The sequence below is a fragment of the Methylobacterium komagatae genome, assembly GCF_042661665.1.
In the GTDB taxonomy this organism is placed as follows: Bacteria; Pseudomonadota; Alphaproteobacteria; order Rhizobiales; family Beijerinckiaceae; genus Methylobacterium; species Methylobacterium komagatae.
Genome location: NZ_JBHSWN010000001.1, coordinates 3,173,320 through 3,198,551 on the forward strand (window position 1 = coordinate 3,173,320; position 25,232 = coordinate 3,198,551).

24 protein-coding genes, 1 tRNA gene and 3 pseudogenes are annotated in these 25,232 nt (G+C 67.6%); 9 read left to right on the top strand and 19 right to left on the bottom strand.

The window, feature by feature from the left end:
• Positions 1–2: 2 nt before the first annotated feature.
• Positions 3–743 carry a Crp/Fnr family transcriptional regulator gene (locus ACFQE0_RS15805; protein ID WP_378971289.1) on the bottom strand — a complete coding sequence of 247 codons (741 nt, stop codon included), beginning with the start codon at positions 741–743 and terminating at the stop codon, positions 3–5.
• 184 nt (positions 744–927) lie between these two features.
• Here ACFQE0_RS15805 and ACFQE0_RS15810 point away from each other — a divergent pair, with 184 nt between their 5' ends.
• Together ACFQE0_RS15810 and ACFQE0_RS15815 are read left to right on the top strand one after the other, a co-directional pair.
• A complete protein-coding gene (locus ACFQE0_RS15810) occupies positions 928–1,143 on the top strand; it encodes a hypothetical protein (RefSeq protein WP_378971291.1) in 216 nt (71 codons plus the stop codon).
• A 47-nt stretch (positions 1,144–1,190) separates the two neighbouring features.
• Positions 1,191–2,519, top strand: coding sequence for an NRAMP family divalent metal transporter (locus ACFQE0_RS15815; protein ID WP_378975498.1), 1,329 nt, complete (start codon positions 1,191–1,193; stop codon positions 2,517–2,519).
• On the opposite strand, the gene ACFQE0_RS15820 is transcribed toward ACFQE0_RS15815, so the two are convergent.
• The 12 genes and pseudogenes from ACFQE0_RS15820 to ACFQE0_RS15875 form a co-directional block, all read right to left on the bottom strand.
• Positions 2,514–3,218, bottom strand: a complete 705-nt coding sequence (locus ACFQE0_RS15820; RefSeq protein WP_378971293.1) for a helix-turn-helix domain-containing protein — start codon at positions 3,216–3,218, stop codon at positions 2,514–2,516. The two genes, ACFQE0_RS15815 and ACFQE0_RS15820, sit on opposite strands and share 6 nt — an antisense overlap.
• A gap of 97 nt (positions 3,219–3,315) precedes the next feature.
• Entirely contained in the window at positions 3,316–3,528 is a 213-nt protein-coding gene (locus tag ACFQE0_RS15825; protein WP_378975500.1) for a response regulator, read from the bottom strand.
• Positions 3,456–3,701 carry a response regulator transcription factor gene (locus ACFQE0_RS15830; protein WP_378975751.1) on the bottom strand — a complete coding sequence of 82 codons (246 nt, stop codon included), beginning with the start codon at positions 3,699–3,701 and terminating at the stop codon, positions 3,456–3,458. The genes ACFQE0_RS15825 and ACFQE0_RS15830 overlap by 73 nt, the downstream gene beginning before the upstream one ends.
• An 81-nt stretch (positions 3,702–3,782) precedes the next feature.
• Positions 3,783–4,402, bottom strand: a pseudogene (gene fixJ / locus ACFQE0_RS15835) (response regulator FixJ).
• Positions 4,392–5,885, bottom strand: a pseudogene (locus ACFQE0_RS15840) (PAS domain S-box protein); the annotation flags it as partial. The pseudogenes ACFQE0_RS15840 and fixJ, both read right to left, overlap by 11 nt.
• Before the next feature lie 247 nt (positions 5,886–6,132).
• Positions 6,133–6,990: a phosphodiesterase gene (locus ACFQE0_RS15845; RefSeq protein WP_378971295.1), complete on the bottom strand. Its 858-nt coding sequence runs from the start codon at positions 6,988–6,990 to the stop codon at positions 6,133–6,135.
• Positions 6,991–6,992: 2 nt separating this feature from the next.
• Positions 6,993–8,069, bottom strand: coding sequence for an ABC transporter ATP-binding protein (locus ACFQE0_RS15850; protein ID WP_378971297.1), 1,077 nt, complete (start codon positions 8,067–8,069; stop codon positions 6,993–6,995).
• A complete protein-coding gene (locus tag ACFQE0_RS15855; RefSeq protein ID WP_378971299.1) occupies positions 8,066–8,860 on the bottom strand; it encodes an ABC transporter permease in 795 nt (264 codons plus the stop codon). The genes ACFQE0_RS15850 and ACFQE0_RS15855 overlap by 4 nt, the downstream gene beginning before the upstream one ends.
• A 1-nt stretch (position 8,861) precedes the next feature.
• On the bottom strand, positions 8,862–9,662 hold the full coding sequence (locus ACFQE0_RS15860) for an ABC transporter permease subunit (RefSeq protein ID WP_378971301.1): 801 nt from the start codon (positions 9,660–9,662) through the stop codon (positions 8,862–8,864).
• Between the two features lie 79 nt (positions 9,663–9,741).
• The gene (locus tag ACFQE0_RS15865; protein ID WP_378971303.1) at positions 9,742–10,755 is read right to left on the bottom strand and encodes an extracellular solute-binding protein; all 1,014 of its coding nucleotides are present in this window, start codon (positions 10,753–10,755) and stop codon (positions 9,742–9,744) included.
• On the bottom strand, positions 10,745–11,797 hold the full coding sequence (locus ACFQE0_RS15870) for a substrate-binding domain-containing protein (protein ID WP_378971305.1): 1,053 nt from the start codon (positions 11,795–11,797) through the stop codon (positions 10,745–10,747). The genes ACFQE0_RS15865 and ACFQE0_RS15870 overlap by 11 nt, the downstream gene beginning before the upstream one ends.
• 360 nt (positions 11,798–12,157) lie before the next feature.
• A tRNA-Ile gene (locus ACFQE0_RS15875) sits at positions 12,158–12,233 on the bottom strand.
• Between the two features lie 319 nt (positions 12,234–12,552).
• Here ACFQE0_RS15875 and ACFQE0_RS15880 point away from each other — a divergent pair.
• From ACFQE0_RS15880 to ACFQE0_RS15910, 7 genes and pseudogenes are all read left to right on the top strand, one after another.
• On the top strand, positions 12,553–13,032 hold the full coding sequence (locus ACFQE0_RS15880) for a hypothetical protein (RefSeq protein WP_378971307.1): 480 nt from the start codon (positions 12,553–12,555) through the stop codon (positions 13,030–13,032).
• A gap of 245 nt (positions 13,033–13,277) precedes the next feature.
• On the top strand, positions 13,278–14,240 hold the full coding sequence (locus tag ACFQE0_RS15885) for a hypothetical protein (protein WP_378975502.1): 963 nt from the start codon (positions 13,278–13,280) through the stop codon (positions 14,238–14,240).
• Between the two features lie 406 nt (positions 14,241–14,646).
• Positions 14,647–14,847, top strand: a complete 201-nt coding sequence (locus ACFQE0_RS15890; RefSeq protein WP_378971309.1) for a hypothetical protein — start codon at positions 14,647–14,649, stop codon at positions 14,845–14,847.
• Between the two features lie 71 nt (positions 14,848–14,918).
• A pseudogene (locus ACFQE0_RS15895) lies at positions 14,919–16,234 on the top strand (flavin monoamine oxidase family protein).
• Positions 16,231–16,350, top strand: coding sequence for a DUF1236 domain-containing protein (locus ACFQE0_RS15900; protein ID WP_378971312.1), 120 nt, complete (start codon positions 16,231–16,233; stop codon positions 16,348–16,350). The pseudogene ACFQE0_RS15895 and the gene ACFQE0_RS15900 overlap by 4 nt, the downstream one beginning before the upstream one ends.
• Before the next feature lie 134 nt (positions 16,351–16,484).
• Positions 16,485–17,768, top strand: a complete 1,284-nt coding sequence (locus tag ACFQE0_RS15905) for an alpha/beta hydrolase (RefSeq protein ID WP_378971314.1) — start codon at positions 16,485–16,487, stop codon at positions 17,766–17,768.
• Positions 17,769–17,828: 60 nt separating this feature from the next.
• Positions 17,829–18,242: a DUF1236 domain-containing protein gene (locus tag ACFQE0_RS15910; protein WP_378971316.1), complete on the top strand. Its 414-nt coding sequence runs from the start codon at positions 17,829–17,831 to the stop codon at positions 18,240–18,242.
• Between the two features lie 112 nt (positions 18,243–18,354).
• On the opposite strand, the gene ACFQE0_RS15915 is transcribed toward ACFQE0_RS15910, so the two are convergent.
• From ACFQE0_RS15915 to ACFQE0_RS15940, 6 genes are all read right to left on the bottom strand, one after another.
• Positions 18,355–20,964: a GAF domain-containing protein gene (locus tag ACFQE0_RS15915; protein ID WP_378971318.1), complete on the bottom strand. Its 2,610-nt coding sequence runs from the start codon at positions 20,962–20,964 to the stop codon at positions 18,355–18,357.
• A gap of 237 nt (positions 20,965–21,201) precedes the next feature.
• Positions 21,202–21,621: a hypothetical protein gene (locus tag ACFQE0_RS15920; protein WP_378971320.1), complete on the bottom strand. Its 420-nt coding sequence runs from the start codon at positions 21,619–21,621 to the stop codon at positions 21,202–21,204.
• A gap of 57 nt (positions 21,622–21,678) precedes the next feature.
• Positions 21,679–22,002, bottom strand: coding sequence for a glycosyl hydrolase (locus tag ACFQE0_RS15925; protein WP_378971323.1), 324 nt, complete (start codon positions 22,000–22,002; stop codon positions 21,679–21,681).
• Positions 22,003–22,075: 73 nt separating this feature from the next.
• On the bottom strand, positions 22,076–22,483 hold the full coding sequence (locus tag ACFQE0_RS15930) for a hypothetical protein (RefSeq protein ID WP_378971325.1): 408 nt from the start codon (positions 22,481–22,483) through the stop codon (positions 22,076–22,078).
• A gap of 332 nt (positions 22,484–22,815) precedes the next feature.
• Entirely contained in the window at positions 22,816–23,079 is a 264-nt protein-coding gene (locus ACFQE0_RS15935; RefSeq protein ID WP_378971327.1) for a hypothetical protein, read from the bottom strand.
• Positions 23,080–23,220: 141 nt separating this feature from the next.
• A complete protein-coding gene (locus ACFQE0_RS15940) occupies positions 23,221–25,206 on the bottom strand; it encodes an AI-2E family transporter (protein WP_378971330.1) in 1,986 nt (661 codons plus the stop codon).
• Positions 25,207–25,232: the final 26 nt, after the last annotated feature.

The following is a 25,232-nucleotide window of genomic DNA, read 5'->3' on the forward strand; positions in this document are numbered from 1 at the left end:
CCTTAGCTCGCCGCCATCCGCTCGAGCCTCGGCACGTCGAGCAGGCGGACACCGCCCGGCACGAGCAGGATGGCGTGAGCGCGGTCGAGCCGCGACAGCATCCGGCTGACGGTTTCGATGGTCAGCCCGAGATGGTCGGCCATGTCCTGTCGGCCCATCGGCAATTCGACGGTGACGGAGGAATGGCCCGTCCGCGCGTAGCGGTCACGCAACGACAGCAGGAAGGCCACGACCTTCTCCTCGGCCGTCCGCCGCCCGAGCAGCAGCATCTGTTCCTGGGCAAGGTTCAACTCGTAGCCCGCTCGCTCGTGCAGGCTCTTGAGCAGGTGAGGCTTGGCCGCCATCACCTCCGCGAAATCCTCGCGACCGAAGCGGCAGGTCTCCACCGGCCCCAGCGCCTCCGCCGAGACCGAGTAGCGCTCCTGAAGGGCGAGGCCGAGGAAATCGCCCGGCAGGGCAAAGCCCATCACCTGACGCCGCCCGTCCGGGAGCAGCCGCGTCAGGCGCAGGGCGCCGTCGATGACATTGTAGACCGACCCGGCCGGCTCTCCCTGGCCGAACAGCGTCTGGCCTTTGTCGAGGGTGAGATGGTGGCTCAGCGCCTCGAGTTCTTCCAACTCGGCGAGCGCCAGCACGGAGCAGACGCTGATCAAGCGAACCTTGCAATCGGCGCAGCCTTCTCCCGAGCGCCCGTGATGGCAGGCGTGGGGACTTCGCTCGAACGTGCCCGTATCGACCAGCATGCCAATCCCCATCGCATCGTGCGGGACCGGGCTCGCCCCGGCCGTGGGCAATGATGGCCCAGGGGGCAGGGCGCGCATTGATACAACGCAAGAGAGGGGCGGCGCCGCAATCCTTGCGCTGGATCAAGGTTGTCACGCGCGGTTGGGGCTACGCATCGATGGCCACAACCAGCCGGGGCACGAGATGCGCAAGTTCCTCGTCACCTTCCACAAGACCCTGCCGGACGATACCGGCCACGAGCACCGGGTGCTGCAGCGTCAGGCGGTGGTCTCCGCCAGTTCCGAGGTGTCGGCCTCCTATGAGGCCAAGGCGATGCTCTGCAAAGCGGCGGGCGTGGCCGATTGGCGGCTCAGGGCCGATACCTGCGAGGTGGTTGAACTCGCGCTTCAAATGGCGTGAGTTGGCCACTCACCGGCCTCATCCCGAAGCAGATCGGTGAAGGGCGCATGACCGTTTCACCGACCGGTTCGACCGAGGAGGCCATCGACCCGGAAGCCACGGCCTCAGGGGCGATGCCATCGGCGCCACCCTTGCTGAGCCGACTCGGGCCGGGCCTGATCACCGGTGCCTCCGACGACGATCCAAGCGGCATCGCTACCTACAGCCAGGCCGGGGCGCAACTCGGCTATGGCCTGTGCTGGACGATGCTCTACACCCTGCCCCTGATGGCGGCGGTCCAGATGATCTCCGCCCGCATCGGGCGGACGACCGGACACGGCATCGTGGGCGTACTGCGCGAGCATTACCCGAACCGCCTTCTTCAGGCCGTCGTCCTTCTTCTGCTTGCCGCCAACATCCTGAACCTCGGCGCCGATCTCGGTGCGATGGCGGATGCCCTCGACCTGATCATGCCGGGACCGCGCTGGCTATACGTCGTCGTCTTCGCCGGGATCTGCGTTACCATGCAGGTCTTCCTGCGCTATGCGCAGTACGTCTCGATCCTGAAATGGCTGACGCTCAGCCTGCTCGCCTACCCGGCCGTCGTGATCCTCGCCAACGTGTCGTGGTGGGATTTGGCGAAGGCGCTGGCGCTTCCCCGCATCGACTTCAGCGACGACGGGCTCACCACACTGGTTGCGCTCTTCGGCACGACGATCAGCCCTTATCTGTTCTTCTGGCAAGCGGCGGAGGAGGCTGAGGATCTCCAAGCCTTCCCGCGCCGTCGCGATCTCCTCCACGCTCCCGAACAGGGCAGCAGCGCCCTGCAGAGGATCGAGTTCGACACGGTGATCGGGATGACCTTCTCGAATCTCGTGGCCCTCGCCATCATGGTCACCACGGCCGCCGTGCTCCACCCGTCCGGCATCACCGACATCCAGACCTCGGCCCAGGCGGCGGCCGCCCTGCGACCCCTGGCCGGTCCGTTCTCGGCGATGGTCTTCGCCCTCGGCATCGTCGGGACCGGCCTGCTCGCCGTGCCGGTGCTGGCGGGGTCGGCCGCCTATGCCATCGGCGAGGCGCGGCGATGGCCGGTGGGTTTCGACCGGCGCCCTCTCGAAGCGCGCGCGTTCTACGGAATGGTGGCACTCGCCACCCTGACCGGCATGATCATCAGCCTCGGCGCCGTCGATCCGATCAAGGCGCTCTATTGGAGCGCAGTGGTGAACGGCGTTATCGCCGTGCCTGTCATGGCGGTGATGATGCTCGCGGCGGCCCGCTCCGACATCATGGGTGCCTTCGCGGTGCGAGGGTGGCTGCTCCGGCTCGGCTGGATCGCGACAGCGTGCATGCTGCTCGCCGTCATCGCCATGCTGGCGACCACCCTCTTCTCATAGAACCAGTCTCGATCCGAAGTCACTCGGCGAGCGGGCCAGGGCCGCCTTGTCCCGCAGGACCACCATCCGGCGGTTCGGCGGCAGAGCGATAAGACCCTCGCGCTCCAATTGCGTCACGGCCCGCGAGACGCTCTCGACCGTCAGACCCAGATGGTCGGCCATGTCGGTCCGCGACATCGGGAGTTCCATCGCGGTCCCGGTGCAAGCCGTGCGCCGCGAGAACGTGATCAGGAAGGTCGCGATGCGTTCCCGGGCCGACTTCCGGCCGAGCAGCATCATGTGGTCCTGCGCTCGCTCCAGCCCCTTCAGCATCGAGGCGACGATCTCCCGCGCCAGCGTACCGTCGTCGCCCGCCAGGGCGCGGGGCTCCCGGCGATAGACCTCCAGCCTCGCTTCGGTGACGGCCTCGGCGTTGACGCGGTGCTCAGCGCCCGCCTCCAACCCGAAGATGTCGCCGGGCAGATGGAAGGCGTCGATCTGGCGCCGCCCGTCTGACAGGAGCTTGCAGGTGCGCACCACACCGGAGACCACCTTGTAGAACGTGCCCGCACGGTCGCCGTCGGCGAAGATCTCGTCCTCCGCCGGGACGGTGCGGCGAAAGCCGCCCTTCGCCTCCGCGACAGGCGACGAAGGTGTCCGGCACTGCGGGATGGTGGCGAGGGCGGGCGGAAGGCCGACGGCGGCGAGAGCGGTCTGCATGGGAGCCTCCGTGTCGTGGAACGTGACACCATGGCTACGTCCCGGACGGCGGCAGCGAAATTCCGGACCTTCTCTTAAGGGGCGCGCCTAAGGGATTCTACGGAGGGCGCTGAACCGCGCCGAGCGCGTCACGGATGCCGTCCAGCAGACTTCCATCCTCGAAGGGCTTCTCGATCACTCCGCGACACCCGGCATGGCTGGCGCGGCGGTGCAAGTCGTCCGTGGGTCTGGCGGTGATCAGAATGGCGGGGAGATCGATGGCGCGGTCGCGAAGCTGGCCCACGAGTTCCAACCCGTCCATGCCGGGCATCCAGTAATCCACGACCAGACACCCCGTAGGGGGAGGGCGGCCTCGCGCAGTAACTCCGCGCCATCCTGGTAGGTGCGCACGTCGAGCCCTTCGAGTTCCAGGGCGAACTTCAGGGAATGGCGGACGGCGGCGTCGTCATCGACGATGAGCACCGGTCCAGTGCGCTTGCGCATCGCGGCATCCATGGACGTGTCGACACGGCCTAAGTCGAAGCGCCGGGCGCCGCCTTGACCTGCCTCAAACCTCGTCCCGCCTCACGAGCCGCCGGGGGCTTGCCCCGAGACGAGCGCCATGCGGACGAGTTCGGACAGGCTCCCCGCCTGCATCTTGGACATGACATGCGCCCGATAAATCTCGACAGTCCGGGGACTGATGCCGAGATCGAGGCCGATCACCTTGTTGGCCTTGCCTTCGACGAGCCCTTCCAGCACCTGCCGCTCGCGCTCGGACAGGGCGGCAAGACGCGCACGAACCGCCCTGGTCTCGGCGGCCGCGCCCGCTTTCCGATCCGCCTGAGCCAGTGCCGAACGAATGCTCGCGAGCAGGATGTCGTCGTCGAACGGCTTCTCGATGAAATCGATCGCTCCCTCCTTCATGGCCTCGACGGCTAGAGGGACATCCGCGTGCCCCGTCATGACGATGACCGGCGGCATGTCCCCCGCTGGCGCAGACGGCGCAGGAACTCGATGCCGTCGATCTCCGGCATCCGCACATCCGTGACGATGCAGCCGGTCGGCTCCGCAACCCCGGCGAGGAACGCGCTCGCCGATTCATGCACGCGCACCGCCAACCCGTCCGTCGTGAGCAGGAACGCCAGCGCCTGACGCACCGCGATGTCGTCATCGACGATATGGACAAGCGCGTCAGTCGACATGGGCCAACTCCTCCCGGTCGAAGGTACGGAGGGTGAACCGGAAGGTCGTCCCGCCATCCGGCCCCGGCCCGGCCTGGATCTTCCCGCCATGCGCCTCCACGATCGTGCGGCAGATCGAGAGGCCGACGCCCATCCCGCTGGCCTTGGTCGTCACGAAGGGCTTGAACAGCTGGGTGGCGATCTCGGGCGCGAGGCCCGTTCCGGTATCCGTCACGCACACCTCGACGAGCCCCTCGTCGGAGAGCGCCCGCGTCGCGACGGTCAATTCCCGGCGGTTCGCATCCTGCATCGCCTCGATGGCGTTGCGGATGAGGTTCAACAGAACCTGCTGCACCTGAATCCGGTCAGCCAGGACGAGGGGCGCATCGGGATCGAGGTCGAAGCGGACGCGCACGCCCTTCTCCTTCGCGCCGACAAGAGCGAGGGCGCTCGCCTCCTCAATGAGCTTGGGCAGGCCCTCAATGTGGCGCTCGCCTTCGCCACGGGCCACGAATTCGCGCAGGTGACGGATGACCTGTCCGGCCCGCAGGGCCTGTTCGGCCGCTTTGTTCACGGCATTCGACAACAGGGACACTTCAGGCCCCTCCATCCGCCCGAGAAGGCGATGGCAGCCCCTGAGGTAGCTGGCTATGGCGGTCAGCGGCTGGTTGATTTCGTGCGCGAGCGTCGAGGCCATTTCGCCGAGCGCCGTGAACCGGGACATGTGCACGAGTTCGGATTGAAGCTCCTGCAGGCGCGTCTCGGTCTGGTTGCGTTCGGTGAGATCCCGGATGAAGCCGGTGAAGTAACGCTCGCCACCGGACCGCATCTCACCGACGGACAATTCCATCGGGAAGGTCGAGCCGTCCTTGCGCTGGCCCACCACGACGCGGCCGATCCCGATGATGCGGCGCTCACCCGTGGTGAGGTACCGGGCCATGTAGGCATCGTGGTGGCTGCGATAGGGCTCTGGCATCAGCAAGCTGATGTTGCGGCCCACCACCTCCTGCGGCTCATAGCCGAATTGGCGCACGGCGGCGAAGCTGAATGACTTGATCCGCGCCTGCTCGTCGATCACCACCATGGCATCCGGCACGGTGTCGAGGATCGAGCGCAGGTGAGCCTCGCGGGCACGCGATGCATCCTCGGCCAGCCGCCGCTCGTGAATGCTGAAGATCACGCCCCGATGCCGGGACGGCCGTCCATCCGGCCCGGTCTGCACGGTGCCGCGCGAACGCAGCCAATGGGTCGTCCCGTCCTGGCGCGCGACCCGGTAATCGACCTCGTAGCCGCCGCCCTCCCGGAGCGCGCGGCCGATGGCCTCCTGCCTGACGGGCCGGTCGTCCGGATGGACCAGCGCCTGGGTCTGCTCGAAGGAGGACAAGCGCTCGACCGGGACACCGAACAAGCCCGCGCAGGTCGGCGAGACCGTGACACGGCCGGTCGCGACGTCGAGCACCCAGGTACAGATTCCCGACTCATCGAGGATGTGCCTGAGTTCTTCCGGCTCAGGGGCACATGGTCGCCTCGGTTCGGGCCAGGAAAGTCTTCAACCTGCTCCATGATCGACGCTTCGTGCTGGAATCCGCGACTCCATACCCGAAAACAGACCGTGACGCCTCCGGCATGGGACGCGGATAGACTCTCGCTACAGTTACGAGGCGCGGTGCCGGGCGCATTTCCGTTTGCAGACGATACTTTGAATCAGTGCAGGCCTCGGGCCGACGCCGTTTGTACGACGGATCGACAGATCAGGATTGTATAGTCCCGGCCTCCGGTGATGCTTGCCGGGAATGGCCAGGATATTCGGCTGGCAAGAGGAAGGGGAACGGGCCCGGAGCGCGATCAACCTTCGCGGCATGGGTCACGACGGCGCTATTCTCCACCATGTGCAAAAGGAATTCCGGCGCCTCCAGCACGAAGCACGAGGGAGCTTCCGGCCGCAGATCCAGGGCGACCTGATGGGCGACCGAGGGAGCGATCTGGCAAAGATGTCCACCGACGATGGTCTGAATCGAGCGGTGGACGTGGCCGCACAGGATCCGTGCCACATGGGGATGCCGCGCCACGATGGTCGCGAGCTCGGCAGCGCCGTCGAACAGCCGCACGGCATCCATGTGGCCGATGCCGGTCTCGAAAGGCGGATGGTGCAGCATCACCAGGGTCGGCGCGTCCGGCCGGGCCGCGAGGGCCGCATCGAGAAAATCGAGCGTCTCGGGAGCGAGCGCCCCATGACTTTCGCCCGCCACGAGACTGTCGAGGCCTACGATCCGGACGGAGTCCCGGTCCACCACGAAATTGAGGTAGCCCTCCGTCGGCAAGTAGCCGTCACCTGCGAAGGCGCGGCGGAAAGGCTCCCGCTGGTCGTGATTGCCGGGCACGGCGAAGACCGGGAACGGTAGCCGGTCGAAGAACTCCCGAAGGAGGGCGTATTCCTCGTCCAACCCGCAATCGGTGAGATCGCCGCTGACGATCACGCAATCCGGCCGGGGCAAGAGGCGCAGCAACGCATGGATGGCGTGCTCCGCGAACAGGTTCGTCTCCGAAACGCCGTAAGCAAGCGCCCCGCGCGGTCGGATGTGCAGGTCGGAGATATGGGCGATGAGCATGGTCAGGCGGTCCGTGGAAATTCCAGGAGGGCGTTGCCCTCAATGTCGAAGGCGGCGAGCTGGCCGGGGCTGAAGGCCAGCTTGGAGGGCAGATCGAGGCGCAGGATTTGCCCGGCCACCTCCGCGAGAAGTCGCTGGGTCGCGCCGAAGAAGGTAACCGCGGTGATGCGGGCGAGGATATCCCCCTGGTCCGGCCTTTCCTGCAGGCGTGCCGCCTCGGGACGAAAGCAGATCGTAGCCTCCCGGTCCGGCCCACCGGCCGGCAGGTCGGCCCGGGTCCCATCGCGATCGAGGATCAGACGACCGTTGCGGACGGGTCCGGTGAGGCGGTTCATCGTGCCAACGAAATCGGCCACGAAGTCGGTCATAGGCCGGTGATAGATCACCTCCGGCCGGTCGATCTGCGCGATCCTCCCTGCCTGCATGACGGCGATACGGTCGCCGATAGCCATCGCCTCGGCCTGATCGTGCGTCACGTAGACGGCGGTGATGCCGAACTCCCGCAACAGCAGGCCGATCTCGGCGCGCAGCCGCTCGCGGAGCACCGCGTCGAGCGCCGCCAGGGGCTCGTCGAGGAGGAGGACGCGGGGCTTGATCGCGAGCGCCCGGGCGAGCGCGCAGCGCTGGCGCTGTCCGCCAGAGATTGCCGTGATGCGCTTGTCGGCATGCTCCTCTAGTCCGACCAAGGCGAGCAGGCGGGCGGCCTCCATCCTCCGCTCGGCCGGGGCCATGCCGCGCACCTTCAGGCCGTAGGCCACGTTCTCGGCGACCGTCATGTTCGGGAACAGAGCGTAGGACTGGAACACCATGCCGACGTTGCGCCGTTCCACCGGCACCTCGGAGACGTCTTCCCCGTCGAACCGGAGCATGTCCGGCCCGTCCGGCCGTTCGAGCCCGGCGATGAGGCGCAGCAGCGTGGTCTTCCCGCAGCCGGAGGGCCCGAGAAGGACGAGGATCTCGCCCGCCGGGACATGCAACTCGGTCGGGTGCAGGACGGTGGTGCCCTGAAAGGACTTGCTGAGGCCGCGCGCCGTGATCGCCGCGCCGCGCCGGGGGGCGGTGGTCGCCGTGAGTGTCATGGTCCGAGGCGCTCGCGTTGGGGGGCCGCGACCATCTGCAGGCCGACGAGCAGGGGGACGATCATCACGAGGAAGACGAGCGTATAGGCCGAGGCGATTTCGAGCCTCATCGAGGCGTAGGCATCCGCGAGGCCGACCGGCAGGGTCTTGGTCGTCGGAGTGTGCATCATCCAGGTCAGGTTGAACTCGCCGATAGAGAGCGTCACCACGGTGAGGGAACCGGCGAGGATGCCCTCACGGACATTCGGCACGATCACATCCACGAACCGCCGCCAGGCCGGAGCGCCGAGGCTCGCCGCCCCCTCGTCCAGCACCCGCCAGTCGATGGTCTCCAGCACGGCCATCACCGCGCGGAGCATGAAGGGCAGCGTGAACAGGACATGGCCGACGGCGATGAACAGGGTCGACTGGCGGAAGGTGCCGTATCCGCCGTAGGTGATGATCAGCCCCAGCGCCAAGGCGAGCCCCGGGATGGCCACCGGCAGGGTGACGATCTCCTCCATGATCCTGGCGGTGCGGCCGCCCCGGCGGACCAGGGCATAGGCCCCCGGAACGCCGATCAGCAGCGTCATCACCAGCGTCGCCACCGCGACGATCAGGCTCCTCAGGATCGTGTCGGCGTAGAGGTCCCAGACCTGGCCGACCCAGGCCAGCGTCAGGCCGTAGGAGAGGCCGCGTGCATAGTTCACGCTCAGGCCCGCCACGATCGACAGGATCACGGGCAGGATCAGGAACAGGGTCAGGAGGGCCGTGAGCCCGACCCCCGTCCAAGTCGTCCAACGGCGGCCCATCTCAGACCCCCGCCGTGCGCAGGCGGGCGAGCGCCAGGACCGCCCAGGTGACGAGGCCGAGCGCGATGGAAAGCGCAGCCGCCATCGCCGCGTTCGTCGCAAGGGTGAACTCGGTATAGATCAGCATCGGCACTACATCGACATTCGTGGCCAGGGTGAAGGCGGTGCCGAAGGCGCCCATGGCGGTCGCGAAGCAGAGGGCACCGCCGGTGTAGAGCGCCGGGAACAGGGCGGGCAGCACCACGTCCCGCTGGATCGCGAGCGGCCCCGCACCGAGGGAACGGGCGGCTTCCACCAGGGCCGGATCGAGCTTTTCCGCCGCTGCGAGGATCGTCAGCAGCACCCGCGGCACCGAGAAGTACAAATAACCGACGAACAGCCCGGTCAAAGAATAGGCGAAGACGACGTTCGTCCCCGCCACGGCCTTCGTGACGGTGCCGACGAGGCCGAGCCGCCCGCCCAGCAGGATCACCATGAAGCCGACGACGACGCCGGGGAAGGCGAGCGGGAAGGTCAGGAGCGACAGGAGCAGCCCCCGCCCGAAGAAGCGCCGGTTGGCGAGGGTCTGCGCGGCGACGGTCGCGATGGCCAGCGTCGCAGCCGTAGTCGCCAGGGAGAGCAGAAGCGTCGCGATCAGGCTCGTGCGGTAGCGGGGCTCCGTGAGGATGGCGAGGAAGGCCATCGCCCCCCGCTCGCCCCCGGCCGCCGCCGCCCCCAGCCGCACCAACGGCAGGACGAGGAACGCGAGCGTGAAAATCACAAGCGGCAGGATCAGCAGCAGATCGAAGCGCCGGGTGCGCACGGGACGTCTCGGGAGAAGGGGGACGGGAAAGCGGAAGGTAGAGACGGCCGCCGTCGCGCTGACGGCGACGGCCGATGGCTCAGCGCACCTCGGCGAGGTAGCGCTCTGAATAGGCCTTCTGCGCGGCCTGCGCCTTGGCCCAATCGACGGCCTTCGCCCGTTCGTAATCGCTTGCGGGCAGGAACTTGTCGGCGATGTCCTGGGGCATGGCGATCGGCAGGGCCGGGCGCAGGTAGGCCTTCGCCCAGAAGGCCTGGCCCTTGTCGGAGAGCAGGTAGTCCAGGACCTTCCGCGCCTTCTCAGTGTGCGGGGCGTTCTTCACCAGCGTCATGACGTAGGGGAAGCTCACACTGCCCTCGCAGGGGAGCACGAAGGCGAATTTGCCCTTCTCCGTATACTTCGCCCGGTAGGCATTAAAATCGTAGTCAAGCAGGATCGGGATCTCGCCGGAGACCACGCGGGCGTAGGAGGTCTGCTTGGTGACGATGGCGTTGTTCTTGGACAGCGCCTTGAAGAAGTCGATCGCCGGGGTGAAGTTGTCGAGGCTACCGCCGAGGCTGAGGTTCACCGCCACGGACGATACGTAGCCCACCGCCGCCGAGGTCGGATCGAGATAACCGACGAGCCCGTCATAGGCGGGCTTCTTCAGGTCGGCCCAGCAAGCGGGGACCGGGGCGCCGTTCAGCGCATCGACGTTGACGAAGAAGCCGAGCGTGCCCTGGTGAACTGTCCACCAACGGCCCTGCGGATCCTTCAGCCCCTTAGGGATCTCATCGAATCGCGCGGGCTTCCAGGCCTGCGAAAGGTCCTGGCCTGCAGCGGCGATGCCGGCATTGACGCCGAGATAGGCGATGTCGGCGACGGGACTCGCTTTCTCGGCGATGATCTGCGCGATCGCTTGGCCGGAATTCTTGTTGTCGGCCGGGATGTCGATGCCGAGGTCGGCCTTGATGTCCTTCAACATCTGACCCCAATTGGCCCATTCCGGAGGGCAATTGTAGCAGATGACATCCGCGGCCTTCGCCGGGCTGGCGGTGGCGAAGGCGAGCCCGGCAAGGATTGCGAGGCTGGCGAAGGTGCCTTTAAGCATCATGACTGGATCGGTCCTGCTGCGTGGGGAGGGGGAAGGAGCGCCGGTCCCGGCGATAGGGGGCGATGGTCTCGCCGGGGGTGAAGGTAAAATCCGCACGCAGGTGGCTCGGCGCATGCCCGGCCCGGGCGATGCCGAGCACCATCGAGGCGGCGAGCACGCCCATGGTCCGCGAGGGCTGGGCGATGGTGGTGAGCCGGGGCGACATGTGCCGGGCCATGTCGATGCCGTCGAACCCCGTGACCGAGACATCCTCGGGCACGCGCAAGCCCATTCGCCGCAGGGAGGAGATCACGGTCATGGCGAGGAGATCGTTTGAGACGGCGATAGCCGTGGGCTCGAGCGTCTGAAAGGCCGACGACATGTCGATATCCTCAGCCGCCTCGATGAAATCGACCTCCTGCGCTGGGAGTGCAGGCAGCCCCGCCGCCGCCATCGCCTCGCAAAACCCCGCGTAGCGGCAGGCCGCGCGGTCCGAGGAAGCGAAACGCCCGCCGACAAACAGAATCGACCGGTGACCGAGGGCGATCAGCTCCTCCGTGAGGCGCCGCATCGCAGCCCGGTTGTCAATGGAGACGGCGCCGAGCCCGGCCGGGACATTCTCGTTGTACACGGTGGCGGCGGGCAGTCGCTGGCGGACGACCTGCGCCAGGGCCTCGCTGGTGGCCGGATTACACACCGTCATGACGAGCCCGACCGGGCCTTCGGCGATGAGGGCCGCCACGATGCCGACCTCCCGGGCGGTGTCGTAATGCGTCTGTGCCAGGATAACCGACAATCCATTGGCCTGAGCCGCTTGCTCCACGCCGGCCACGACACCCGCGAAGACCGGATTCGTAAGGCTTGGCACGAGGACGCCGAGGACGGCGCGCCGGGCGTCGCGGGCGGGCGAGAGGGGAAAGCCGAGTTGCAGCGCTGCCTGCACTACGCGCTTCTGCATGGGCCCGCTCACGGGGCCATTGCCCGTCGCGACGCGGCTGACCGTTGCGATGGAGCAGCCGGCTTGCGCCGCCACCTCTCTGATCGTCACAGCCCCGCCGTCCATCACCCTTGCATCCCGGGCCGCAACATCGCGGCGGCCCCCTATAGCGTGGGATTCTTGATGGCAGGATGACCGTGTTTCAGTCGTTTTCAGCGACGCTGGGCGAACCCTCGCGCTCGCCTCAACAACGAACGGAAACGCCAAACCGCAGCAAACGGGGCTTGCCGCTCAGGCCTCTGGCCGTCCTCCGCAGGTCGAGCGCTCCAACCGCGTCAAGAAGCATCCGCATGCGCGCATGAAAGCTGCCGTTGAGCGGTATGATTTGCGCAAGCCTGTCACGGGTTCATCAACCCAGTGCCAAAGTGACCAGGAAGCAGGCTTGCTGTCAGTATCTTATTCCACCACCGGCCTCACGAGGTGGAATGGTGGGCCCGGTAGGACTCGAACCTACAACCAGACCGTTATGAGCGGTCGGCTCTAACCATTGAGCTACAGGCCCGACAGAGCGAAAACGCCTAGGGAAGCAGTACCTCAACGCCCCCGCCTCGTCACCCCGGATTACCCCAGATTCCCTTTCAGGCCGGTTCATTCTCGTGCCCTGAAACAAGAACGGAACATTGCAGCTCGCCTCAATGCCCGATCGACGTCGGCTTACACCGGCGGATACGGACGTTCCTCCCACGCGTGAAGGGTCTCCGCGGTCGCCTCAGCACAGTCTCAAGACGTTGCTTCCCCACTTCCCGTCAGCGTGAAGGGAACGCCGGGCGGTGGTGCACCCTTGCATCCAAAGGTCACGTCCCGTCAGAAGGGCAGGCACGATGCAGGCATATGTAACCTCGTTCGGCGTTGGCTTCGTGACAGGCATGCGCAGCATGACGGCTTGCGCCGCGCTGTCCTGGGCCGCCTCGGACGGGCGCACCCGCGGCGAACTGATCCCAAACGGTACGGGTGCTCGCACCCTCGCCACCGCTGCGGCACTGGCCGAGATGGCGGGTGACAAGATGCCGTTCGCTCCCGACCGCCGTATCTCACCGTCTTTCGCTTTCCGCCTAGCAATAGGAGCGATCGGCGGGTGGGCGTTGGCTGGCCGCCATGCGTCACCCGAGATCGGGGCTTTGTCAGGTGTGGCGGGTGCGGTTGTCGGCACGATCATCGGCCGCTCTGCACGGGGATCGGACTCGCAAACGAACTCCGGACGCGCCAAGGGGCTCGTGGAGGATGCCGTCGCAGCTGGACTAGCGACCTTGGTGGTCGCTTCTGCCGAACACCATCACAGCGCTTTCCCGCCAGTCCGTTAACACGGCGGTTCGCCAGGCGGCTGCACCGGCGGCTGATAACGCGATGTTGGCGATGCAGCCTTCCGAAAGGACGGTCCGACATCAGCCATGGCACCAAGAGGAACGCTCAGAGACGCCCGTCCGCCTCGGGAATGCCGGGAGGCTCAGGCGAAAAGTCCTCAGTGCGGAAACCCGTGGCCACGCACGACGTTCGAATCCAATCGCCGATGCGAGGCACTTCGCTGAGAGGCGCCATGGGTCGAGAGATGACCGGGGAGAAAGAGCAGTTCAACGCGACGCAGCGGGACGCTGCCGATGGTAGAGCCGGAGCGGTTGCGTCTTTCCCGTATGATCGGATGACCGTTGAGCGGTTCCGGGCAGCGTTCCCGCGCGCGCGATGGCGTGACGACCTTGGCGTTTGGTTCGTGCCGGGCACCTCGGCTGAGCGACGCCTGAACGCTTGGTCGAGCCGCGAATGGTCGGGGGTTCTTGCCTACGCCGACGAGCGCGGCCGTGACGCATTCGCATTCGAACCGATCATCAGCGACTATCTCGAGCTCGCCGACGAGCTTGTAGTTCGAACCCCTTATTCCCGCGACGTCGTCTCAGAGTTGAGGCAGGTGCCATGGGCTCGCTGGGACCCGGCATCGAAGGCTTGGCGCGTCCCTTTCCGGTCGCTGGACGAACTGCGCCGTCGTTGGCCGGTAATCGAGCAGGCTGCACGCCGGTCCGAACCCGAGGAAAGGCGAAAACGCGAAGAGAGCCGTAGGGGATCTGCGGAACATGCAGACAGGTTGGCCGAGGCCGCCGAACGCCGCCACAAGCGATATCCCGTCCCCGAGGACGCGCTACCGCCGCTGGGGCAGGTTCTGATGACCCATGCGGGGGGTCTGGTATTCGAGGCGATCTCCGGCGAGGTTGTCGATGCCACGGTCGCTACCCGCTTCTACCCGGGTGTGTCGACCGATAACGGGACGTTGATCTGGGCCAGCAGCCGCAGACCGACCCACGAGGAACTCGTCCGGACTTGGCCAGCGAAAGAGGCGCCGGGTGAACCCGAATTCGCTCGGGGTTGGTGGCAGCCAACTATCGAGGTTCTACGCGAAGAGCGACGCAGGTCGGCTTCTCAAGAGCGCGCGCGAGCGACACGAAGGTCGCGGACGGCACCTTCTCTGCCGGAGTCCCCGCGAGAGACACTGCCATCGGGTGGCACAGCGAGAACGGATTAAGTACACCTTGGTTCGAGCTACGTTGGCTTGACGGGTCTTTTCGGGCCTGGGCACCTCGGCTCGGCCATGACCTGATCCAAAGGCAATTGGACCGACGGCCCAATCGGTCGGAGCGCATCATCCGGTTTGCGCACGGAGAGCAGCCGTAGAGGCCTTCATCAATTCGCTTATCAACGGCTTGGGGGCGATCCGAACGGCGGCACGCGCCGGGCCTCGTGCTGGCGATGAAGCCGAAGCCCGACCGTGGCGAGACCAGCTATCGGGGACAGGGGCGGCAGGAAGGGCGCATGGCCCTCGTGACCGGTGCGGATAGCGGCATTGATCGCTTCGCCGCCATCGCTTTCGCCCGGGAAGGTGCCGACTTCACCCACAGCTTCAGGACAACGGCGAGAAGTTCGGCCTCGAGGTGCCCCTGGGCCATCCCGGCCAGCCGGTGGAACTCGACCCGGTCTGCGTGCTCCTAACCTCGCATGAAGCTAGCTCCTTGCCCGGCGGGGCCTATGGCGCAAGCGGCGACAACGGCACCGCCTGCGATGCCGGTTTCGGCCATGTCCTCCAACGGGCGGCCGGAGCCGGCGAGGCGGCTCGCGGCCTGACGAACGCCTGAAGTCTTGAAGCCGCGGTCTTAATGGCCGCTGCTACCTTGGAAGCCAGTTCGACCGCCCACACTTTGGCATCATGAAAAGCGAATTCGACGTCGTCATCGTGGGGGGCGGCGCCGCCGGCATCGGCGCCGCGCGAAGATTAGCAGCCCGTGGCGCCTCGTCCCTGCTACTCGAAGCCTCGTCGCGGCTCGGGGGCCGCGCGTACACCCAGGACTTCGGCGGCCTCCCGCTCGATCTGGGTTGCGAGTGGCTGCACTCGGGCGACCGCAACGCGTGGGTCGACATCGCCGAGTCCCTGGGCTTTCCTGTCGACCGCGGCGAACCGCCTTGGGCAAAGGCCCATCCTTCTGTGGTCGAGAACAAGGGCGATCAGGAGGCGGCCTGGAAGGCTTACAGCGACTGGGAGGGGCGCCTTCGAGACCTCGCCTCAGGCAGCGACCGGGCGAGCGATGCCCTTGAGCCCGGCGGCGCCTGGAACGGCTACGTACGGGCGATCGCCGGCTTCATGAGCGGCGTCGCGCCCGAGCAAATCTCCGCGACCGACTACCTGACCTACGACGATGCCTCGACGGGCAGAAACTGGCATCTGCCTCAAGGCTACGGCACGCTGGTCGCTGCCAGCCTGCCATCCTCGGCGTCGGTCCGGCTGGCTACTCCCGCCGAGCGGATCGACCTGACGACGGATGGCGTCGTGGTGATCACCCGCGCGGGCACCGTCCGCGCCGGGGCAGCCATCCTGACGGTCTCGACCGCGGTCCTGGCTGGCGACGCGATTCGCCTTCCGTCCGGGGTCGAACCATGGCGCGAGGCAGCGGCCTCACTGCCGCTCGGGTGTAATGAGAAGATTTTTTGGAGATCGGGCGCAACAGCGCGTTTGGAACGGACAGCCACGCCTACGGCAATCTGCACGACCCGAGATCCGCTGCCTATTCCATCCGGCCGAACGGTTGGCCGGTGATAGAGGCATTCCTTGGGGGCGAAGGCGCACGCATCGTTGCGGAAGAGGGCCCGGCCGCCGGTTTCGCCTTCGTGTCGGCGGAGTTGGCAACCTTGTTCGGTAGCGGCGTGGCGTCGGCAATTCGTCCACTGGCGGCGACCTCATGGTCCCGGTTGGGGTTCATCGGCGGTGCATATAGCTGCGCTCTGCCCGGCCGTTCCGGTGCGCGGACGCGGCTGGCCCGGCCCTTCGAGGACCGCCTCTTTTTCGCCGGCGAGGCGACACACCCCTTCGACTTCACGACCGCCCACGGAGCCCATGACAGCGGGCTGAGGGCCGCCGACGAGGCCTTCGCGGCGATCCGGTCCAGCGACATCGCCAAACCAGGTAGCCCTCGTACACCTTCGGCGATCAAGTCCGCGTTCGCACCGTCCTGCCTTCGGACGGCGTGACCTACTGCGAGGTACCGGCCGAGTACGGTGTGAGCGGCTATCGCTATACCATCGTCAACGAGCGCCCCGTTCTCGTCGAACCCGGCAGCCGTCGCATCGTCGAGATCATCGACTAGGGATTCAGCCGGCGATGGCCGGACCCGAGGTCGCCGCAATCGGGTGGCACCCGGGTCCGGGTAGGAATTGGTAAACCATTTTCCCGCCCTGCCTTGTCGAGGTTTGTCGGGGGACGCCGGTGTACGGGACGTTTGTGGGGTCACGTGGAGTCGTCCGGGGCATCGTAGCTGCCGCTGCCCTCACCCTCCTGGCCGGTTGCGCCGGTCGTCCGACCGGAGTGCTGCTTCCCGTCGCCTCCGTCGAGACCGTCCCCGGGACGTCACGGGTCGACATGCTGGTGGCGACGACCCGCAAGTCGGCGAGCGACCGCGGCGTGCTGTTCTCCGGTGAACGTGGCGACGCCGTCACCTACACGGACCTCGCCGTCTCCATCCCGCCCGATGCCACGCGCCAGCCCGGCTCCGTGCAGTGGCCGAAGTCGCTCCCCGGCAATCCGGCCACCGATTTCGTTGCCCTGCGCGCCGAGCCGGTCGAGCGCGCGAAGGTCGCGGCCTGGACCGGCCGGGCCGTCCGGCGCGGGGCCAAGCGCCACGTGCTGGTGTTCGTGCACGGCTTCAACAACAAGTTCGAGGACGCCGTCTTCCGCTTCGCGCAGATCGTCCACGATTCCGGGGCCGAGGTCGCCCCGGTGCTGTTCACCTGGCCGTCCAAGGGGTCGGTCCTCGCCTATGGCTATGACCGGGAGAGCACGAACTTCTCGCGCAACGGCCTGGAGACCCTGCTGCGGGATCTCGCCAAGGACCCGAACGTCGGCGAGGTTACGGTTCTGGCCCACTCGATGGGCAACTGGCTGACGCTGGAGAGCCTGCGCCAGATGGCCATCCGCGATCGGCGCGTGGCACCCAAGATCCGCAACGTCATCCTCGCAGCGCCCGACGTCGACATGGACCTCGCCCGCGAGGCTTTTCGCGATATGGGCTCGAACCGGCCGCGACTGACCCTGATGGTGTCCGGTGACGACCAGGCCCTGGCCGTCTCCCGGCTGGTCTGGGGCGACAGCATCCGGCTGGGCGCCATCGATCCGAACGCCGAGCCCTACCGGTCCGAGTTGGAGCGCCAGAACATCAGCGTCCTGAACCTCTCTACGGTGAAGGGCGACGATCCACTGAACCACGGCAAGTTCGCCTCTGGCGATGTCGTCGCGCTGCTGGGCAAGCGCCTCGCGGACGGCCAGCCGATCTCCGACGGGCAGGTCGGCTTCGGGGACAAGCTGGTCAGCACGGCGGCCGGGGCCGCCTCCACGGTCGCGACCGGTGCAGCCCTCGCGGTCGCGGCTCCGGTGGCCATCGTCGACCCGCAGACGCGCGAGACCTACGGCGAGCACCTGTCCAACGTCGGCTCCGGCCTGCGGGACACGGTCGGCTCGACGGTCGACTTGGCCGGCGCACCCGTGCGGGCCATGACCGGCGGCCGTTAAACCGTCGGACCGACAGTCAACGACGATGCCGGGCCTACCGGCATCAGGGGGGAATGGAAGATGGCAGGCAAGGTGCGACTGGTCGTTGCGGCGGCGATGGTGGCATGGGCAGCGGCCGCCCAGGCTCAAGGACTGGAACGCGGCGCTCAGGAGGGGGCGAACCGCGGCGAGATGATCGCTGGGCCGCTGGGCGCCGTCGTCGGCGGTGCGGTCGGTGCGGCGGTGGGCACGGCCAATGGCATCCTCGGTATCGACCGGCGTGAGCGCTTCCGCATCTACGCCACGGGCGAGCGGCGTCCGTCCTTCGCCTATCCGGGCACCCTGAAGGTCGGGACCGTGCTGCCCGAGGACGGTGTCGTCTACTACGACGTGCCCCCGGAGTTCGCCCTGCCGAGCTATAACTACACCGTCGTGAACGACCACCCGGTGCTGGTGGACCCGCGCACGCGTCGGGTCGTCGAGGTCATCGACTAAAGCTTTTTCCGCCGAAGTGGACGCCGGTTCGGCGCAAGAAAATGCGTCAATAACAATTGGTTAGAGAGTTTTCTGTTGATCCAAGGATTACAAAAAACTCTCTAGCCGCGCCTCACTCTGGCGCGACGGACTTAGGGCGGAACCGGTCCATCACCGTGTGGAGTTCGTTCCAGTTCACCGGCTTCTGCAGGTAGTCGGTGGCGCCCAGCGCGTAGGCGCGGCTCTGCTCGTCAAGAACCGTCACCATGACGACGGGCGTCTCGTGCAAGGCCGCATCGCGCCGGATGCTGCGCAGGACCGCCCACCCATCCATCTGAGGCATCGTCACGTCGAGGAGGATGACGCGCGGCACGAGGCTCCGGGCCTTGTCCAAGCCCTCCTTGCCGTCCGCCGCCACCGCAACCCGGTATCCGTCCCGCTCCAGGAAGCGGGCCAGGAGCTCCCGCGTCGCCGCGTCGTCGTCCACCACGAGGACGACACCGTCGGCGGCCGCATCCACGGTGATGGGGCCCGCATCGTCGATTGCAGAGGGGACCTCGTCGTTCGTGCCGGTGATGCGCGTTGGCACCGAGACCGTGAAGGTCGTGCCCCGCCCCGGTGCGCTTGCCACCGCGATGTCCCCGCCCAGCATTCCCGCGAACGCCCGGGTGAGGGACAGGCCGAGGCCCGTGCCGCCGAACCTGCGCGTGGTCGATGCGTCGGCCTGGGTGAAGCGCTCAAACAGCCGCGACTGCTGTTCCGGCGACATGCCGATGCCGGTATCTGAGACCGAGAACGTCAGCCAGGCCGCGCCATCTCGTTCGTCCCGCGCCGCCGACAGCGTGACCTGCCCGCCATCGGTGAACTTGGCCGCGTTGCTCAGGAGGTTGATCAGGCACTGGCGCAACTTGGTCACGTCGGTGCGCGCCTCGCCGAGGTCAGTGCCGAGGTCGAGGGTCAGCGTGTTGCCCTTGCGGGCGACGAGGGCTTCCACGGTCGAGGCGACGTCGCGGACCACGGTTTCGACCGCGAAGTCCTCGACGTAGGTCTCCATCCGCTCCGCCTCGATCTTCGACAGGTCGAGGACGTCGTTGATCAGACCGAGCAGGTGGCGCGCGTTCGCCTCGATCTTGCGCATGTCGGGCAGCAGATCCTCCTGGCCGAGATCCTCCATCTCCTCCTGCAACATCTCGGAATAGCCGATGACCGCCGAGAGCGGGGTGCGCAGCTCGTGGCTCATGTTCGCCAGGAACTCGCTCTTGGCCCGGTTGGCCTCCTCGGCGGCCCTCTTGGCGGCGGCGAGGTCGAGCTCGTCACGCTTGCGACCATCGATGTCGGTGACGACCACCACGCCACCCATCTGGTGGCCATCGTGATCGTACATCGGGGCGCCGGTGAAATTTACCCAGGCGCGCGTTCCGTCGCCCCGTTGGTAGTCGACCTCCAGTTCGGCACGGCGTTCGCCGTTCCGGGTCACTCGTAGGAGGGGCCATTCGTCGGGGGCGACGGGGCGCCCGTCCGGGTGAAACCCGACCCAGCGGGCCGGCCCTTCGCCGGGCTGCGCCGGGGTCAGCCCGTGCCCGAGGATGGCGGCGGCGCGCGCATTGTGCCCTACGATGCGGCCGGACGGGGCCTGCGCGATCAGCACGCCGACGGGCAGCGTCTCCATCACGGTGCGCAGGGTCGCCTCTCCGGCACGGATGCCGCGCCGCGCCTCTGCCTCGCCGGCCTCGGCCAAGCCCGCCGGGACGGTCCCGGCGAAGAGGACGGCGACGCGAAGCTCCCTGCCCGTGAAGGCGTCGGGGCGGCTCGACTGGAGCTTCAGGACGCCGATGGTCTCGTTCCCGCGAGTGATGGGCACGCACACGGCGGACCGCAGGGCGAGCATCGGGATGAGCTCCTGCCTGACCCGGGGGTCCAGAGTGGCGTCCGGACACAGCACCGGCTTCGAGGTCCTGAGACAATAGCCAGACAGGCTGCCATCGACCGGCACCCGGAGTCCCGCGTGGTCCGCGAGCGTCCCGCGCGTCGAGCGGTAGACGAGTTCGTCACCCTCGCGGATCTCGATGACGCCGCCCTCGGCCTGAGGCACCGCCTCCATCGCACCGGCCACAAGGACGTCGAGGATGACGTCCCGGTCGCCGTTCGCCCGGGTGATGGCGGCCTGGGTTGAGATCAGCGCATTCTGCTGCGCGATCAACGCCGCTTGGCCTGCCAGGACGCGCTCGCGCTCGGCCATGGCCCGGCGCAGGTTCATCTGGGTCATGACCTGACCGGCCAGCGCCCGCAGGGCCGTTTCCTGGGACTCCGTGAGCCCGGCAGGGCGCGGCTCTAGGTCGATCACACACAGGCTGCCGAGGCGCTCGCCTCCCGGCGCCTGCAGGGGTGCCCCGGCGTAGAAGCGCAGATGCGGTTCGCCGGTGACGAGCGGGTTGTCGCGCGTCCGTGGGTCCAGCGTCAGGTCCGGAATGACCAGGAGGTCCGGCTCGGCCAGGGCGTGCGCGCAGACCGACTTGTCCAGCGTGGTCTCGCAGGGATCGAAGCCCGAGCGGGCCTTGAACCACTGCCGGTCGCCGGCCACGAGGCTGACGAGGGACACGGGAACCCCGCAGGTCAGGCGCGCCAGTTCGACGATGTCGTCGAACCCCTGTTCGGGTGGCGTGTCGAGGATGGCATAGTCGTGCAGGGCGTCGAGACGACGGACGTTCCCGACCTCGGATGGCAGCGGCGTCGGATCGGTCATGGACGCCTCGCTGGCGGGGGCTGGTGCGCTCGCCGACGCGAGGCCGCCTCAGGGAGGCGGTGCGTTCTGCTGGTGCGGTCGACAACACGGACGTCTCGCGGAGGTTGCGCGAGCACTCGAACCGCTGAGTGACCAGGCCGCATCGGTCTTCCCGCGGCGCCCCATCTCGATGTTAGGGATCGCGCCCCGGCGGATCGAGCCTCCGGGGCGCATGGGTCACACAAGCGGCCGGACCGGTCACCGACCTGTCGTGGTGGTCGACTTCACCGGCTTCGAGCCGGGCTCGTGCGACATGGTCTTGGTGCGGGACTCGACTTCCCCGTCGCGAACCTTGGTCTGCGTGTGGGACTTCGAGAACGTGCCGCCGTCGTGAGCCATGGCCTTCGCCTGGCCGTTGAGCCCGCCGTTCCCCGTCCCGTTGACGTGCGAGCGGTCCATCGTCTTACCGCCGGCGGCGCTGCCGCCCGTGGCGAGGGACGAGCCGGTCGAGCCGTTGGCCCCGGTCGAGGTGCCTCCGGTCCCGACCGTCGAGGCCGAGGTTCCGCCGACGGCGGCCGAGCCGGCCGAACCCCCGGTGGCGCTGGACTGGGCCATCGCGAGCGTCGGGGCCACGAGAAACCCGAGGGCCGTGAGCGGAATGATGTGTTTAATGGTCATGTGAACCTCACTTCCCCTTCGGGACGGTGACGACGCAATCGCCGTCGCCGGTCGTCGTCATGGTGGTGCCGCCGGAACCGGGCTGGACGCAGAGCTGCTGGTCGATCCGTTGCCGGACCTCGTGGTCACTGAGGTGCCGCCTGTGGTCGAACTGCTGACCCCGCCCGGACCGGCCGTGACCGAGCTCGTCATCGTGCCGGTGTTCCTCGCGTCGTCCGAATGCACGACCTTGCACGGCTTGCCGTTCGGGCCGGTGGTGACGGTGGTACTTCCCGAAACGCCGTTCGGGCCGGTCGTGACCGTGCTGGTCTGGGCGTGGCCTGCGAACGAGCCGACGAGGACGAAGGCGCCGCAGAGGAGCGGCATGGGCAAGCGAGACATGGTCCGGTCTCCTCGAAAACAAGGAGGGCGCGATCCTCACGGACCGCGCCCGATGCTTTCACCCGTCGGGGGCTCAGCGCTTGTTGTGGCCGGGCGCGTTCTCGGAGTTGCCGGGGCCGCTCCGGTCATGGCCTGGGGCGCTGCCGGACTTGCCCATGCCGTCCGACATCCCGGACGACGAGCCACCCGTGCCCACCGACGAACCGCTGGTGCCCTTGCCTGCGGTCGAGCCGCCGGTGCCCACGGTCGAGGACGTACCGCTGGTGCCCTTGCCGGCCGAGGAGCCGCCCGTCCCGACGGTCGACGAGCTCGTGCCGCCGCTCGCCGACGAGCCGCCGGTGCCCACGGTCGAGGAACTGGTGCCGCCGCCGGCCGAGGAGCCGCCAGTGCCCACGGTCGAGGAGGACTGGGCGAGCGCCATCGCCGCGCCGCCGACGACGAAGGTGGCCGCAAGCGCGGCAACGCGAACGTTCTTCAGCATGTAAAACTCCCGACTGTTCTTGTTAACGCACCAAAAACGGACGGAATAAGAAAACCGTTCCGCGTTGATGATGCGTATTTATACGATCAGCCCAAATGAACGGCAGTTTAACGTTGGGAATGTGTTTGGTTCACTCTTCGCTGAGCCAACCAGCGGCATCTGCCCCGGATCGGAGCGACGTCGTCACTTGAACCGGGCGGCTCATGACCGAGTGGCGACCGCCCGGTGTGAACCTATCGACAATGCCGCCGTCGGACCGGACGAAGGCGAATTCCAAGATCAGGTGAGCATAGGAAAGCCGGCGCGACGGTCCTTCCGTCGCGACCGAGGGGTCAGTAGCGACTGTAACCGTCGTAGCCCCGGTAGCCGCCGTAGCGCCGCCCCTCGTAGATGCGAACGTCCCTGCGACCGTAGCTGCCGAACTCACGGTGGCGGCGATATCCGTGCGCCGGAGCCCAGGGCGGCGGGCCACCGTGACGGAAGCCACGCTCGCCGCGGGCCCAAGGCGGATCGGCTAGGGCGGCAGAGGAGGTTGCGATGGCGCCGCCTGCCAGGGTCAGTGCGCCGAGCATGGCCAGCATAGATGTGCGGATCATCGAAGGTCTCCCTCAGGCCGGAATATTGCCGACCACGGACCAGAGACGGCGGGCTGCGCCAAACCGTTCCGCGGGCCCTTCGCGACCGAACTGTAGGGCGGAAGCCAGGGCGATGTTTCCGAGCCGGTTTAGGCTGGCCCGTCAGGCGACGACGGCGAGAGTGGGTCGAGGAGACGGAACGGACGGATCGTGGTTCGAGCCATCCGCCTCCCTTAGGCATGCCTCGACGGCGTCGCGGAGCGAGGACACGTAGGCGTCTGCGCCGACCTCCCGACCGAGCGCAGCGTCGGTGAGCACCCTCTCTCCCACCGGCCAAAGTCCCACGAGCACCGGGACGCCCGGCGCCCGACGTTTCATCCGCTCAAGCATATAACGCAGGTGCGCCGGGTTCCCGGTGATGTCGAGGTAGGAGATGCAGATCATCGCGACGCCGGCCAGGTTGAGGTCTCGGATGCCCTCGCGCGAGACGGTCTGGTAGGGCGTCACGCGCGCGCCGAGCCCGTGCTTGCGCAGCAACTGGGCCAGCATCGCCGAGGACGCTTCGTCGAGTGGGCCGCGGCCGGCGACGCACAGAACGGGCGCCTCCCCGCGCCATTCCTCCGGCAGGGCGTCGCGAGGCGGTGCCTGTCCCGGCACGGCCTCGGTCTTCGTGTGGGTCCGCTCGGCAAGCGTGGGCGTCTCATTCGGATTGACGGCCTTGTCGTCTCGCGCCGGCTCAGCGTCAGGATGGTCCTCGAAGTCCTCCACCAGCGAGCGGGCCGAGGCGCGGATGTTGTCCAGTTGCGCGGGCGTCACCACACCGCGTGCAAAATCGTTGGCGGCGAGTTGCAGGCCCTTGAGCGCCACCTCGTCGTAGTACGAGGATAGCGAGCGCTCCTTCAGCATGGCCTCGGCGACGTCCCGCACCTCGTCCGGGTCGCCGGCCAGCATGCGCTGGTAGAAGTTCTCCACCGGGGTCAGCGGCGGCCGGTCGCCCAGCAGGACGTCGAAGAACTCCAGGCTGTCGACGTGCCGGCCCAGCACGACGAGGCAGACGGTGAACGGGGTGGCCAGGATCAGGCCGATGGGCCCCCACAGGAAGCCCCAGAACAAGGTCGAGACGATCACCGCGAAGGGCGAGAGCCCAGTGGAATGTCCATAGAGCAGCGGCTCGATCACCTGCCCGAAGAGCGGCTCGGCGATCAGGAACAGCGCCGCGGTGGCGATGACCATCGACCAGCCCGGATCGACCGCGGCCGCCAGGGCCACGGGCAGGACGCCGGAGGCGATGGCGCCGATATAGGGGACGAAGCGCATGATGGCCGAGAACACGCCCCACAAGAGCGGGTTGGGCACACCGATGAACCAGAGGCCGACCCCGACGATGACGCCGAAGGCGGCGTTCATGCCGAGCTGTGCCAGGAAGTAGGTCCCGAGCCGGCCGGCCGCATCGTCCATCGCCACCGTCGTGCGGTGCAGGTCGCTCGACCCGAAAAGGCGGATCATGCGGTTGCGCAGGTCCTCCCGCTGCAGGAGGAGGAACACGACCACGACCAGAACGATGCCCACGTCCGTGAGCGGCGAGACGATGGGCCCCAGGACCTTCTCGGCCAGCGCCAGGGGCGAGGGTTCGGGCTGTTCGACCCGCACGAGTTGCGCCTTGGGCGTTTCGCCCGCCGGTCCGGTTGCGGCGGTGGTGCCGGCGGCGTCGGCCTTCTGGGTGGCGTCGTGGACTTGGTGATTGAATTTCTGGAGAAGCTTGTTCGCCTCACCGAGCCAGCCCTGTTGGAGCCCGGCGACCTTCTTCTGCACGGTGGCTTGGTACTGCGGAAGGTTGCTGGCGAGCCCCGCGACCTGGGTGCCGATGACGGCGCCGATGCCGCCGAGGACTCCCAGGGCCAGGAGGACCGCGACGATGACGGAAGGCACCCGCCCGAGCTTGGCCCTCCGCAACAGGTTGACGACCGGCCCGAGGACGAAGCTGAGAAGCACGGCCAGTACGAGGGGGATGAACACCTCGCGCCCGAAGTAGAGCGCCGCGACGAGGACGACGCCGACCGCAAGGGTCAAGAGGCCGCGCAGGCCCGGGACGAGGGGCGGCGGGACCTGCGCGGGGGCGCGGGCGGCTACGGCATCGTCGGCTGGCATGCGGCGTGTACTCCTCGGCGCGGCGC

Coding starts and splice junctions, on each gene's coding strand:
- ACFQE0_RS15935 (WP_378971327.1), bottom strand. CDS start 23,079: ATGATCCGCACATCTATGCTGGCCATGCTCGGCGCACTGACCCTGGCA.
- ACFQE0_RS15820 (WP_378971293.1), bottom strand. CDS start 3,218: ATGCAGACCGCTCTCGCCGCCGTCGGCCTTCCGCCCGCCCTCGCCACC.
- ACFQE0_RS15915 (WP_378971318.1), bottom strand. CDS start 20,964: ATGACCGATCCGACGCCGCTGCCATCCGAGGTCGGGAACGTCCGTCGT.
- ACFQE0_RS15845 (WP_378971295.1), bottom strand. CDS start 6,990: ATGCTCATCGCCCATATCTCCGACCTGCACATCCGACCGCGCGGGGCG.
- ACFQE0_RS15870 (WP_378971305.1), bottom strand. CDS start 11,797: ATGGACGGCGGGGCTGTGACGATCAGAGAGGTGGCGGCGCAAGCCGGC.
- ACFQE0_RS15880 (WP_378971307.1), top strand. CDS start 12,553: ATGCAGGCATATGTAACCTCGTTCGGCGTTGGCTTCGTGACAGGCATG.
- ACFQE0_RS15830 (WP_378975751.1), bottom strand. CDS start 3,701: ATGCGCAAGCGCACTGGACCGGTGCTCATCGTCGATGACGACGCCGCC.
- ACFQE0_RS15910 (WP_378971316.1), top strand. CDS start 17,829: ATGGCAGGCAAGGTGCGACTGGTCGTTGCGGCGGCGATGGTGGCATGG.
- ACFQE0_RS15885 (WP_378975502.1), top strand. CDS start 13,278: ATGACCGGGGAGAAAGAGCAGTTCAACGCGACGCAGCGGGACGCTGCC.
- ACFQE0_RS15855 (WP_378971299.1), bottom strand. CDS start 8,860: ATGGGCCGCCGTTGGACGACTTGGACGGGGGTCGGGCTCACGGCCCTC.
- ACFQE0_RS15815 (WP_378975498.1), top strand. CDS start 1,191: ATGACCGTTTCACCGACCGGTTCGACCGAGGAGGCCATCGACCCGGAA.
- ACFQE0_RS15940 (WP_378971330.1), bottom strand. CDS start 25,206: ATGCCAGCCGACGATGCCGTAGCCGCCCGCGCCCCCGCGCAGGTCCCG.
- ACFQE0_RS15865 (WP_378971303.1), bottom strand. CDS start 10,755: ATGATGCTTAAAGGCACCTTCGCCAGCCTCGCAATCCTTGCCGGGCTC.
- ACFQE0_RS15825 (WP_378975500.1), bottom strand. CDS start 3,528: ATGCCCGGCATGGACGGGTTGGAACTCGTGGGCCAGCTTCGCGACCGC.
- ACFQE0_RS15930 (WP_378971325.1), bottom strand. CDS start 22,483: ATGCTGAAGAACGTTCGCGTTGCCGCGCTTGCGGCCACCTTCGTCGTC.
- ACFQE0_RS15920 (WP_378971320.1), bottom strand. CDS start 21,621: ATGACCATTAAACACATCATTCCGCTCACGGCCCTCGGGTTTCTCGTG.
- ACFQE0_RS15925 (WP_378971323.1), bottom strand. CDS start 22,002: ATGTCTCGCTTGCCCATGCCGCTCCTCTGCGGCGCCTTCGTCCTCGTC.
- ACFQE0_RS15850 (WP_378971297.1), bottom strand. CDS start 8,069: ATGACACTCACGGCGACCACCGCCCCCCGGCGCGGCGCGGCGATCACG.
- ACFQE0_RS15805 (WP_378971289.1), bottom strand. CDS start 743: ATGCTGGTCGATACGGGCACGTTCGAGCGAAGTCCCCACGCCTGCCAT.
- ACFQE0_RS15810 (WP_378971291.1), top strand. CDS start 928: ATGCGCAAGTTCCTCGTCACCTTCCACAAGACCCTGCCGGACGATACC.